At 52.0% G+C, this 12,379-nt stretch carries 10 protein-coding genes; 3 read left to right on the top strand and 7 right to left on the bottom strand.

What is annotated here, in order from left to right:
* Positions 1-41: 41 nt before the first annotated feature.
* From nhaR to dnaK, 4 genes are all read right to left on the bottom strand, one after another.
* Positions 42-941 (bottom strand): transcriptional activator NhaR, encoded by a 900-nt coding sequence (gene nhaR / locus ABIE10_RS14580; RefSeq protein WP_429156129.1) that lies wholly within the window; start codon positions 939-941, stop codon positions 42-44.
* A gap of 38 nt (positions 942-979) precedes the next feature.
* Complete coding sequence (nhaA, locus tag ABIE10_RS14575) at positions 980-2,146, bottom strand: Na+/H+ antiporter NhaA (RefSeq protein WP_016151635.1); 1,167 nt, start codon at positions 2,144-2,146, stop codon at positions 980-982.
* Positions 2,147-2,355: 209 nt separating this feature from the next.
* Positions 2,356-3,489, bottom strand: a complete 1,134-nt coding sequence (dnaJ, locus tag ABIE10_RS14570; RefSeq protein WP_008786151.1) for a molecular chaperone DnaJ — start codon at positions 3,487-3,489, stop codon at positions 2,356-2,358.
* Positions 3,490-3,574: 85 nt separating this feature from the next.
* The gene (gene dnaK, locus ABIE10_RS14565; protein ID WP_016151634.1) at positions 3,575-5,497 is read right to left on the bottom strand and encodes a molecular chaperone DnaK; all 1,923 of its coding nucleotides are present in this window, start codon (positions 5,495-5,497) and stop codon (positions 3,575-3,577) included.
* Between the two features lie 611 nt (positions 5,498-6,108).
* On the opposite strand from dnaK, the gene satP reads away from it, so the two are divergent.
* Positions 6,109-6,675 carry an acetate uptake transporter gene (gene satP, locus ABIE10_RS14560; protein ID WP_047358362.1) on the top strand — a complete coding sequence of 189 codons (567 nt, stop codon included), beginning with the start codon at positions 6,109-6,111 and terminating at the stop codon, positions 6,673-6,675.
* 35 nt (positions 6,676-6,710) lie between these two features.
* Here satP and ABIE10_RS14555 read toward each other — a convergent pair whose 3' ends face one another.
* The 3 genes from ABIE10_RS14555 to tal all read right to left on the bottom strand — a co-directional run bounded on the left by ABIE10_RS14555 (position 6,711) and on the right by tal (position 9,794).
* Positions 6,711-8,018 carry an MFS transporter gene (locus ABIE10_RS14555; RefSeq protein ID WP_047500141.1) on the bottom strand — a complete coding sequence of 436 codons (1,308 nt, stop codon included), beginning with the start codon at positions 8,016-8,018 and terminating at the stop codon, positions 6,711-6,713.
* Between the two features lie 124 nt (positions 8,019-8,142).
* A complete protein-coding gene (gene mog, locus ABIE10_RS14550; RefSeq protein WP_200080205.1) occupies positions 8,143-8,730 on the bottom strand; it encodes a molybdopterin adenylyltransferase in 588 nt (195 codons plus the stop codon).
* 110 nt (positions 8,731-8,840) lie between these two features.
* A complete protein-coding gene (tal, locus tag ABIE10_RS14545) occupies positions 8,841-9,794 on the bottom strand; it encodes a transaldolase (RefSeq protein ID WP_016151631.1) in 954 nt (317 codons plus the stop codon).
* Positions 9,795-10,068: 274 nt separating this feature from the next.
* Here tal and ABIE10_RS14540 point away from each other — a divergent pair, with 274 nt between their 5' ends.
* Positions 10,069-11,499, top strand: a complete 1,431-nt coding sequence (locus tag ABIE10_RS14540) for an alanine/glycine:cation symporter family protein (protein ID WP_103928888.1) — start codon at positions 10,069-10,071, stop codon at positions 11,497-11,499.
* A gap of 77 nt (positions 11,500-11,576) precedes the next feature.
* The gene (yaaA, locus tag ABIE10_RS14535) at positions 11,577-12,350 is read left to right on the top strand and encodes a peroxide stress protein YaaA (RefSeq protein ID WP_016155647.1); all 774 of its coding nucleotides are present in this window, start codon (positions 11,577-11,579) and stop codon (positions 12,348-12,350) included.
* Positions 12,351-12,379: the final 29 nt, after the last annotated feature.

The raw sequence follows: 12,379 nt of genomic DNA, 5'->3' as shown, positions 1-12,379 counted from the left end.
CCGGCTGTAGGCAACCACCGCAGCCGGAAGCATTACGACGATCAGGTTGATTGCAGCTTAAATAATGCCGAGTAGTCCGCATTGCAAATACGCTGCACCGCTGGATGCTGGATCATTCTTTCCGCAAATATGGCGTGATACTCCTCCATTACATTCTCTACGCGTCCAATTTCAACAATTGAATCATCGGCATAGAAATTGTGGGAATAAAGCGTAGGCGCAACAAAAATAGCGTTATGCGTTGCGCCAAACGCTTTCATCAGCGCGGCGTCATCAAACTCGCCAAGGATTTCAACGTTCAGCCCTTGGGAGTTAATCCAGTTCAGCAGCTTACGCCCGAGCATCGAACAGCGCCCTGGGATCAGCAATCGACGCTCTTCGAGGCAGGCCGGAAATGGTTTCTCAGGCAATGGCTGGGTGCACCAAAAGCTCACGCTGCATTCGCCAATCCGCACTGAGAACAACCCTTCCTGCTGCGTAGAATCGATCGGGCAGTCGGAGATAATCATATCCAGTTTATGCTGGCTGAGCTGATCAAGCAGCATCTCGTGCGTTGATTCAAAACAACGCAGATGGATTTGTTCATCTTCAACGACTGCGGCATTCAGCACGCTGCTGACCAGCTGTTTGGACAACGCATCCGCTACGCCGACATCGAACAGTAAATTCGACTCTTTGCGATAGTTCACGATATCCAGCATTTCCTGGCTTAACGTGAACATCTTATCCGCATAACGAAAAACCAATTCGCCTAATTCGGTGGGCTCCAGTCCACGCCCCTTCCGCTTGAACAACTTTCCCTGTAAGCGTTCCTCAAGCGCTTTAATCTGCCCGGTAATGGTCTGCGGTGTCAGATAAAGCGCCTCTGCTGCACCAACCACAGATCCTTCTTTATATACATGCCAAAAGTAGTACAGGTGGTTGTAGTTTATATGAGACATACACTCTCCCTGAAAATTGTCACGAAAGGGTTATCCCGTCAGGCTGCTGCGTTCAACCGGGTGCGTAACCAGCAGTAACCTATTACCGCCGACAGCAAAGAACCGATCAGTATCCCCAGTTTCGCCCAGTTAATCAGCTCAGGATCGACGGTCCCAAACGCCAGGCTGGCGATGAAAATCGACATCGTAAAGCCAATGCCGCACAGAATGCCGACCGCCATAATTTGCTGGAAATTCGTTCCCTCCGGCAATTGCGCCATCCTGAAGCGTAACGCCAACCAGCAAAAGAGGCTGATACCCAGTGGTTTCCCGATTAACAGGCCAGCAATGATCCCCAGCGGTAACACCGAGGTCAGTCCATCAATGGTGACGCCCTGCAGTGAGACACCCGCGTTAGCGAAGGCAAACAACGGTAGGATCAGGTATGCCACCCACGGGTGCAGAACATGCTCCAGACGCTTCGCCGGTGAACGCCCGTGTTTTTCCTTCAACGGAATGAAGAAACCGACGATCACGCCCGCCAGAGTTGCATGCACGCCAGACTTCAGTACGGCCGTCCACAGCACTACGCCAACCAGAATATAAATACCGGTACGTCTTACACCGCACAGATTCAATGCTGCCAGGACAAGGATCGCGCACGCGGCAACGCCCAGCGACAACAGCGAGAGATCGCTGGTGTAGAACAACGCGATGATCACAATAGCGCCGAGGTCATCGATTATCGCCAGCGCCATCAGGAAGATTTTCAACGCCAGCGGGACACGGCTGCCCAACAGCGCCAGCACGCCTAATGCAAAAGCGATATCCGTTGCCGCCGGGATCGCCCAACCCTCACGGGTGATAGGGTCAGCATAGTTGAATGCCAGATACAGCAGCGCCGGGACAATCATGCCCCCGATAGCGGCAATGATCGGAAACGCAGCCTGGCGCAGACTGGCCAGCGAACCTTGCATTAACTCACGCTTCACTTCCAAACCGATCAACAGGAAGAACACCGCCATCAACGCGTCATTGATCCACAGCAGCATATTTTTGTTGATCTCAAGCGCGCCAACCCGCAGTTGAACGGGCGTTTCCAGAAAGGCGTGGTACCATCCACTGGTAACCCCGATATTTGCCATCAGCATAGCAACCACGGCAGCGATGATCAGAATGATGCCCCCTGAGGCGTCACTACTAAAAAAACGATGCAGATGTTTCACTTTTATTCTCTCTATTGGGTGAATACTTCGTAAATACTATCTTACACCTTCAGAAAGCTCGTTAAAATTAGATTATTCATGATGAATAGATCGGTTTTAACGAGCTATTCAAATAAAGTCGTTCAGGATTTTCCGAACGGAAAACAAAAATAAAAAAGCCTGAAACTTTTCAGTCCCAGGCTTTTTATCAAAGATAATTGAGTCGAGAATTAGCGCGTCAAATCGTCAAAAAATTTCTTCACACCATCGAAGAAGCTTTTAGAGCGCGGACTGTTTTGCTCGCCGGTCGGGCCGCCAAAGCTATCCTGCAGATCTTTCAGCAACTGCTTCTGCTTGTCGTTGAGGCCTACCGGGGTTTCAACCACCACACGGCACAGCAGATCGCCCTGTGCGCCGCCGCGTACTGACTTAACGCCTTTACCACGCATGCGGAACAGTTTGCCGGTCTGCGTTTCGCCCGGGATTTTTAACTTCACGCGACCATCCAGCGTCGGCACTTCAATCTCGCCGCCCAGCGCTGCCATCGCAAAGTTAATCGGCACTTCGCAGTACAGGTTATTGCCTTCACGTTCGAAAATTGGGTGCTGTTTTACCTGCACCTGAACGTACAAATCGCCTGCTGGCGCGCCATGTTCACCGGCTTCACCTTCACCCGCTAAACGAATACGGTCGCCAGTATCAACCCCAGCCGGGATCTTAACGGACAGCGTTTTGCTCTTCTCAACGCGACCATGACCATGGCATTTGTTGCACGGGTCTTTAATCAACGTACCGCGGCCCTGACAGTGTGGACAGGTCTGCTGTACGGCAAAAAAGCCCTGACGCATCTGCACCTGACCAGAACCGTGACAGGTTGGACAGGTCTGGGGTTGCGTGCCCGCCTTCGCACCGCTGCCGTGGCAAACATCACACTCTTCCAGCGTCGGAATACGGATCTCTTTGGTGACGCCACGCACGGCTTCTTCCAGAGTGAGATCCATGTTGTAACGTAAATCAGCACCACGTGAGGCGCGCTGACGACCGCGACCGCCGCCAAAGATATCGCCAAACACGTCACCAAAGATATCGCTGAAGTCGGCCCCGCCGCCAAAACCGCCGCCACCGCCCATACCGCCTTGCTCAAACGCTGCATGGCCGTACTGATCATAAGCCGCACGTTTTTGCGCATCGGTGAGGATCTCGTACGCTTCTTTGATCTCTTTAAACTTGGCTTCGGCCTCTTTATCACCCTGGTTGCGGTCCGGGTGATATTTCATGGCCAGGCGCTTGTAGGCCTTTTTGATTTCACGCTCTTCCGCTGATTTGGAAACGCCTAAAATCTCGTAATAGTCTTGCTTAGCCATCTCTTTTTATCTGCCCCTAACATGCGTGCACGGGCGGAGAGGAAACCTCTTCGCCCGTGCCAGTAATTACCCGTTCAAAGGGCGATTATTTTTTGTCTTTCACTTCTTCAAACTCAGCGTCGACAACGTCGTCATCTTTCGCGTTGTTTGCAGAAGCATCAGCACCTGCTGCGCCAGCCTGCTGCTGTGCGTGCTGCTGCTGAGCGATTTCCATCAGTTTCTGGGAAACCTGTGCCAGCGCCTGCATTTTCGCTTCGATATCCGCTTTGTCTTCGCCTTTCAGAGAAGTTTCCAGCGCGGTCAGTGCAGACTCGATGGCAGTTTTGTCATCAGCCGGCAGTTTGTCGCCTGCTTCTTCAACCTGCTTGCGAGTGCTGTGCAGCAGATGGTCACCCTGGTTACGGGTCTGAACCAGCTCTTCAAACTTACGGTCAGATTCTGCGTTCGCTTCTGCTTCACGAACCATTTTCTGAATTTCTTCTTCGTTCAGACCAGAAGAAGCCTTGATGGTGATCTTCTGCTCTTTACCGCTATTTTTGTCTTTCGCGGAAACGTGCAGAATACCGTCGGCATCGATGTCAAAAGTAACTTCGATCTGCGGCATACCGCGCGGAGCCGGGCTGATGCCATCCAGGTTAAATTGACCCAGATCTTTGTTATCAGCGGCACGTTTACGTTCACCCTGCAGCACGTGGATGGTTACCGCAGACTGGTTGTCTTCAGCGGTAGAGAACACCTGACTGTGCTTGGTCGGGATAGTGGTGTTTTTCGCGATCAGTGCAGTCATCACGCCACCCATGGTTTCGATACCCAGAGACAGCGGGGTAACGTCCAGCAGCAGCACGTCTTTCACATCACCGGTCAATACACCACCCTGAACGGCAGCACCGATTGCTACAGCTTCGTCCGGGTTAACGTCTTTACGCGGCTCTTTACCGAAGAACTCAGCAACTTTCTTCTGTACCATCGGCATACGAGTCTGACCACCGACCAGGATAACGTCCTGAACGTCGGAAACAGACAGACCAGCATCCTGCAGAGCAACTTTCAGCGGCTCGATAGAACGGTTGACCAGGTCTTCAACCAGGCTTTCCAGTTTCGCACGGGTCACCTTGATGTTCATGTGTTTCGGACCAGTCGCGTCTGCAGTGATGTACGGCAGGTTCACGTCGGTCTGCTGAGCGGAAGACAGTTCGATCTTCGCTTTCTCAGCGGCTTCTTTCAGACGCTGCATCGCCAGCGGGTCGTTACGCAGGTCGATACCCTGATCTTTCTTAAATTCGTCAACCAGGTAGTTGATCATACGGCTATCGAAGTCTTCACCACCCAGGTGGGTATCACCGTTGGTTGCCAGAACTTCGAAGGTTTTTTCACCGTCAACTTCGTCGATTTCGATAATAGAGATATCGAAAGTACCACCACCCAAGTCATAAACCGCGATAGTACGGTTGCCGACTTCTTTATCCAGACCGTAAGCCAGTGCAGCTGCGGTTGGTTCGTTGATGATACGTTTTACTTCCAGACCTGCGATACGGCCGGCGTCTTTGGTTGCCTGACGCTGAGCATCGTTAAAATATGCAGGTACGGTGATAACTGCTTCAGTTACCGGTTCACCCAGGTAATCTTCAGCCGTTTTCTTCATTTTTTTCAGCACTTCAGCAGAAATCTGCGGCGGTGCCATTTTCTGACCTTTTACGTCAATCCATGCATCACCGTTGTCAGCACCGATGATTTTGTACGGCATGATGGCTTCATCACGCTGCACTTCTTCGTCCTGGAAGCGGCGGCCAATCAGGCGTTTAATCGCAAACAGGGTGTTTTGCGGGTTTGTCACTGCCTGACGTTTAGCCGGCTGACCAACCAGAGTTTCACCATCCTGGGTATAAGCAATGATAGAAGGCGTGGTGCGATCGCCCTCGGCGTTCTCCAGCACACGTGCAGTAGTGCCATCCATAATCGCTACACAAGAGTTGGTAGTACCCAGGTCGATACCAATAATTTTACCCATCTAAACGTCTCCACTAAAAATTCGGTCATCATGTGGTTGTGAATCTGTAATAAGGGCGAAACGTGCGGTTTCAACTACCCTGAATCGTTTTTTTTCAGACTCACCACTGCGGTTGTCTACAAGATGGGGTCGTAACCCACGTCATCAAGGGGGGCATGAAAAATTTTTTTAGCCTTGTGGCAATAAATTCGCAGAAAAAAGGCAAAAAGAGAGAAAAATGAATAGTCGCCAACCAGAATTAATTCATAAAACCAATTAAATCAGGAAAGCCATTCACATGAAAATTGCAATAAAAATAAAAGATTACGAGCATGAATCGTTTTTATGACGACGGTAATCTGGTCTGAAGTCACACACTTTTGCAGCCGTCAAAGAGAAACTCCATGAAATCTGTGTTAACCCTTTCCGCCAGCCTGCTTATGGGCCTTCTGCTGAGCAGCACCGCCGTAACTGGCTAGTGTGATGCCCATCACAGGGAAAATAATTCATTTTCCCTTCGTTAGATCATAGACAGTGCCTTCTCCCCTGATTATCATGCCGCGCCCCGAAGACAGCGATCGTTATTCGGGGAAACTATTTCACCATTCAATCAATGATGATTTTGAGGAATTATGGGCAACACTAAGTTGGCTAATCCGGCACCGCTGGGCCTGATGGGCTTTGGCATGACCACCATTCTGCTTAACCTGCACAACGCGGGTTTCTTCGCTCTGGACGTTATTATTCTGGCGATGGGCATTTTCTACGGCGGTATCGCGCAAATTTTTGCCGGACTGCTGGAATATAAAAAAGGCAACACCTTCGGTTTAACCGCCTTTACCTCCTACGGTTCGTTCTGGCTGACGCTGGTTGCGATCCTGCTGATGCCGAAAATGGGCCTGGCGGATGCAACCAATAGTCAGTTCCTGGGCGCTTACCTCGGTCTGTGGGGCGTGTTCACTCTGTTCATGTTCTTCGGTACGCTGAAAGCCGCGCGCATGCTGCAGTTCGTGTTCCTGAGCCTGACTGTGCTGTTCGCCCTGCTGGCCGTTGGCAACATTGCGGGTAACGAAGCGATCATTCACGTTGCTGGCTGGGTAGGCTTAGTGTGTGGCGCAAGCGCCATTTACCTGGCGATGGGTGAAGTGCTGAACGAACAGTTTGGCCGTACCATCCTGCCGATTGGTGAAGCGCACTAATCTGATGCTATCCCCCCCTGACGGGGGGATATTCCTTACAAGCGCTGTAACTCTGCCTGTACGCTCGAATCGCGATGATAAAGATCCTGTCGCAGCCAAATCCCCAAACCTAGCCCTACCAGCGATAACGCCAGCACATACCAGGCCGGAGCCATTGGCGACACGCTCATTAACATCGTGACGGCGATTGGCGTCAGACCACCAAAAATGGCGTACGACACGTTGTAAGAAAAGGATATTCCGGTAAAGCGGACTTCCGCCGGAAATGCCCGCACCATCACATAAGGCACAGCCCCCACCACGCCAACGCATAACCCCACCAGCCCGTATAACAGGAACAAATGCTGGGGATGGCTGCCGGTCAGGTGATAGAAAAACCAGCTTGAACAGGCCAGCATCAGGCTGCCGACAATAAAGGTTTTGCTGGCGCCGACCCGATCGACAATAAACCCAGCCAGCAGGCAACCGACGCACAGCATAATGGTAGCGACACTGTTGGCTTGTAACGTTAGCGCCGGCGCAAAGCCATACTGCTTCTGCAACCAGACTGGTGACATCAGGATCACCACCACAATCCCAGCCGATAGCAGCCAGGTCAGCAGCATTGAAATAACCACCGCTTTTTTATGTTTGCTCACCACTGACTTCACCGGTAGCTCTTGCGCCAACGCTTTACGCTGCTGCATTTCGAGAAATATGGGCGTCTCCTGCAGCCAGCGACGCAGGTACATCGCCACCAGCCCAAACACGCCCCCCAGCAGGAAAGGAATACGCCAGCCGTAATCATGCACCGCCTGCTGCGTCAGGCTGGTGTTCACCAGCGTCGCAACCACCGACCCCAGCAAAATTCCCACCGTCAGGCCGGCAGTCAGCGTTCCGCAGGCAATGCCGATGCGACGCTCCGGTACATGCTCCGCCACGAACACCCACGCGCCCGGAACTTCTCCGCCGATGGCAGCGCCTTGCAAAATACGCATCAGCAGTAACAGCAGCGGCGCGAGGATCCCCATTGAGGCGTAAGTAGGCAAAAGACCAATCGCCAGCGTCGGTATCGCCATCAGCAAAATGCTCAGGGTGAACATTTTCTTGCGCCCGACCAGATCGCCAAAGTGCGCCATGATGATGCCCCCCAGCGGACGCGCCAGATAGCCGGCGGCAAAAATGCCGAAGGTTTGCACCTGACGTAGCCATTCAGGGATGTCTGCGGGGAAGAAGAGCTCGCCAACAACAGCAGCAAAGAAGACAAAGATAATGAAATCATAAAACTCAAGCGCACCACCAAGGGCAGCAAGCGTAAGGGTTTTATAATCCTGGCGATTCAGCGGTCGAGTGTGTTGTGACATAGCAAACCATGAGTCAGTGAAGTAATTGAATCTGTTCGTCGATATATGTAAAGCAAAAATTACTATATCGTAAACAATTCAATACTCCACTGTCATTGGCACTTATGTCACGATCGGGCTACTTTCAGGCTTTTGTATCGCGTATTGCGCTTTTAGGACGAAAAGATGCTACAACAGTCGCTGCGGTTTCCACATACGGCCCATCTAATAGCTGTATACAATACGGTACACTTGCAAAAATACCCGGCACGATAACCTTACCGTCGGCATCTTTCACACCTTCCAGCGTCTCTTTGATCGATTTTGGCTGCCCAGGCAGATTCAGGATCAACGCCTGCTTGCGAATCACGCCAACCTGACGGGAAAGAATCGCCGTTGGCACAAAGTGCAGGCTTATCTGGCGCATCTGCTCACCAAAGCCCGGCATCTGACGGTCGGCTACGGCAAGCGTCGCATCAGGCGTTACGTCACGACGGGCCGGACCCGTTCCGCCGGTAGTCAGCACCAGATGACAGCTCATTTCATCAACCAGCTCGCATAAGGTCTGTTCGATGATCGCCTGTTCATCCGGGATCAATCGCGTTTGCAGCTCAAAAGGGGTGGTAAGGGCTGACGCCAGCCACTCTTCAAGGGCCGGGATACCTTTATCCTGGTAAACGCCGCTGGAAGCACGGTCAGAAATGGAAACCAGGCCAATGCGTAAAGTATTCATGATTATTCCGTTTAAACAGTCTCGTTAAACAGAATGATACACTGCGAAGGGAAGGACAGACAGGTTTCAGAAGAGGTAGCGTGACCCATATCAGGGCCACGCACTAATGATTACAGCAGATCGCCGATCATTTTTTCCAGTTTACCCTGGTCTACAGCAAACTTACGGATACCGTCCGCCAGTTTGTCTACAGCCATCGGATCCTGGTTATGCTGCCACAGGAACTCAGCTTCGGTGATGCGTGCAGGGCGCGCTTTCACTTCGCCGGAGAAAGACAGTTTACGTTCGATAGCACCTTCGCTTTCCGCCAGTTCTTTCAGCAGTGCCGGAGCAATCGTCAGACGATCGCAGCCTGCCAGCTCAATGATTTCGCCGATGTTACGGAAGCTCGCACCCATAACTACGGTTTCGTAACCGTGCTGTTTGTAGTACTCGTAGATTTCCGTTACGGAAACCACACCCGGATCTTCTGCCGGTGCATACTCTTTCTTGTCGGTATTGGCTTTGTACCAGTCAAGAATACGGCCAACGAACGGAGAAATCAGATATACGCCAGCTTCTGCACATGCACGCGCCTGCGCGAAGGAGAACAGCAGAGTCAGGTTACAGTTGATGCCTTCTTTTTCCAGCTGCTCAGCGGCACGGATGCCCTGCCAGGTTGAAGCCAGTTTAATCAGGATGCGATCGTTGCTGATGCCAGCATCGTTGTACATTTTGATCAGGCGTTTTGCTTTAGCGATGGACGCGTCGGTGTCGTAGGACAGACGAGCGTCAACTTCAGTGGAGATACGACCTGGGACCAGTTTCAGGATCTCCAGACCGATATTTACTGCCAGCTTGTCGGTCGCGTCGACGACCTGCTGCGCACGGTCGTTGCTCTGCTGCTTAGCCCAGGCTACAGCGTCATCAATCAGCTTGCGGTATTCCGGGATCTGCGCTGCGTTAAGAATGAGAGAAGGGTTAGTTGTGGCATCCTGAGGCTGATACAGCTTCATTGCCGCGATGTCTCCGGTGTCGGCCACTACTGTGGTGAACTGACGAAGGGAGGTCAATTTGTCCGTCATGATAGCGATTCTCTTTAAACAGCTTGTTAGGGGGATGTAACCGATCTTCCCTGATGATAGCACGACGCACTCTCAGCGCAACCGCCTGGATTGTCCGACCAGCCGCTCAGCCCTGATTACGCATCGCCAAGCCTGTGATGCGCAATTAAGGGATATAACGATTGTTATGATAAACTCCCGTAATCAATCACCTTATAAGGTATATACTGGTCGATTATTGGTAGCGCTTACATGGGAATATTCGCGCTTACCGGCATCAACAAGAGGGATGTTAATGCCTGATTTTTTCTCATTTATTAATGAAATACTCTGGGGATCGGTGATGATCTACCTCCTGCTTGGCGCAGGATGTTGGTTCACCTGGCGTACAGGGTTTATTCAGTTTCGCTATATTCGCCAGTTTGGCAAAAGTCTTAAAAACAGCATCAGCCCGCAGCCGGGCGGTTTAACTTCCTTTCAGGCTTTATGCACCAGTCTTGCCGCACGTATCGGTAGCGGAAATCTGGCGGGCGTGGCGTTGGCGATTGCCGCTGGCGGCGCGGGAGCCGTGTTCTGGATGTGGGTCTCGGCGATCATTGGTATGGCGACGTCATTTGCCGAGAGCTCTCTTGCCCAACTGTATAAAGAGCGCGACAGCAAGGGACAGTTTCGCGGCGGTCCTGCGTGGTATATGGAGCGTGGGCTGGGCATGCGCTGGATGGGCGTTCTTTTTGCCATCTTTTTACTCATTGCTTATGGTCTGATTTTTAACAGCGTTCAGGCAAATTCGGTCTCTCATGCGCTGACCTTTGCTTTTGATATCCCTCCCCTCTTTACCGGTATCGCACTGGCAATAGTGTCATTATTGGCAATCATTGGCGGCATTAAAGGCGTTGCCCGCCTGATGCAATGGTTCGTTCCGATGATGGCGCTGTTGTGGGTCGGTTGCAGCATCGTCATCTGTCTGTGGCATTTCGGACAGCTCCCCGGCATTATCATGACCATTATAAAAAGTGCCTTTGGCTGGCAGGAAGCCGCAGCCGGTGCCGCCGGGTATACACTAAGCCAGGCCATTGCCAGCGGCTTTCAACGCGGTATGTTTTCTAATGAGGCCGGAATGGGATCAACTCCGAACGCGGCCGCGTCAGCAGCATCCTGGCCTCCGCATCCTGCGGCACAAGGCATTGTGCAAATGATCGGAGTATTAGTTGATACGCTGATTCTCTGTACGGCCAGCGCGATGATTGTTCTGTTGGCGGGTAATGACGCCAGCTATGTACCGATGGAAGGCATCCAGTTACTCCAGAAAGCGATGGTTTCAGTGACGGGAGAATGGGGTGCCGGATTCGTGGCGTTAATTGTGATTCTGTTTGCCTTTAGCTCTATCGTGGCCAACTACATCTATGCGGAAAACAACCTCGTTTTCCTGAAGCTGGACAATATCCGCGTCATCTGGCTATTACGGATCGCCACCGTGAGCACCGTTATCGGCGGAACGTTAGTCAGCGTTCCGCTGGTCTGGCAGTTGGCGGACATCATTATGGCGTGTATGGCCATCACTAACCTGACGGCGATTCTGCTGCTTTCACCGGTTGTGCAGACGATCGCCTGCGACTATCTACGCCAACGCAAACTCGGGGTGCGCCCAGAATTCGATCCGCGCCGTTATCCTGATATCAGACAACAACTTGCGCCCGAAAGCTGGGATGAGACGCCGCGCGGATAGCGCGTCAATCGCAACCATCGATCAATTCTGTCGTTTTTTTTGCTAAAGTCGCAGTAAATTTCCTGCAAGGACTGGATATGCTGATTCTGATTTCACCTGCAAAAACGCTCGACTACCAAAGTCCGCTGGCAACGACACGTCATACATTGCCCGAACTGCTGGATCACTCTCAGCAGCTTATTCACGTGGCGCGCCAACTCTCTGCTCCGCAAATTGGCAAGCTGATGGGAATTAGCGACAAGCTGGCGGATCTGAACGCCACGCGTTTCCATGACTGGCAGCCTGACTTCACGCCGGAAAACGCGCGCCAGGCCATTCTGGCGTTTAAAGGCGACGTGTATACCGGACTGCAGGCTGAAACCTTCAGCGAAGCGGATTTCGACTTCGCTCAGCAACACTTACGGATGTTGTCCGGGCTGTACGGCGTTTTGCGTCCGCTGGATTTGATGCAGCCTTACCGTCTGGAGATGGGTATTCGTCTGGCCAATGCGAAAGGTAAAGATCTCTACCAGTTCTGGGGAGATACCATCACCGATAAACTTAACGAAGCGCTGGAAGCGCAAGGCGACAGCGTAGTGATTAACCTCGCCTCGGATGAGTATTTTAAATCCGTGAAGCCGAAAAAGCTCAATGCGGAGCTTATCAAACCGGTCTTCCTCGACGAGAAAAACGGCAAGTTCAAAGTCATCAGCTTCTATGCCAAAAAAGCGCGCGGCCTGATGAGTCGCTACATTATTGAGAACCGCTTAACGCAGCCAGAACAGCTGACCGCCTTTAACAGCGAAGGCTATTTCTTTGATGAAGAAGCGTCAGGAAATGGCGAACTGGTGTTTAAGCGCCAGGAGCAGTAGTAAAAAGGCCGGATGGCGGCGAACGCCCG

The sequence above is a fragment of the Citrobacter sp. 506 genome (genome assembly GCF_050434985.1).
GTDB lineage: Bacteria > Pseudomonadota > Gammaproteobacteria > Enterobacterales > Enterobacteriaceae > Citrobacter > Citrobacter braakii.
The sequence above is the reverse complement of the archived record's forward strand: the minus strand, read 5'-3'. Positions and strand labels throughout refer to the sequence as shown.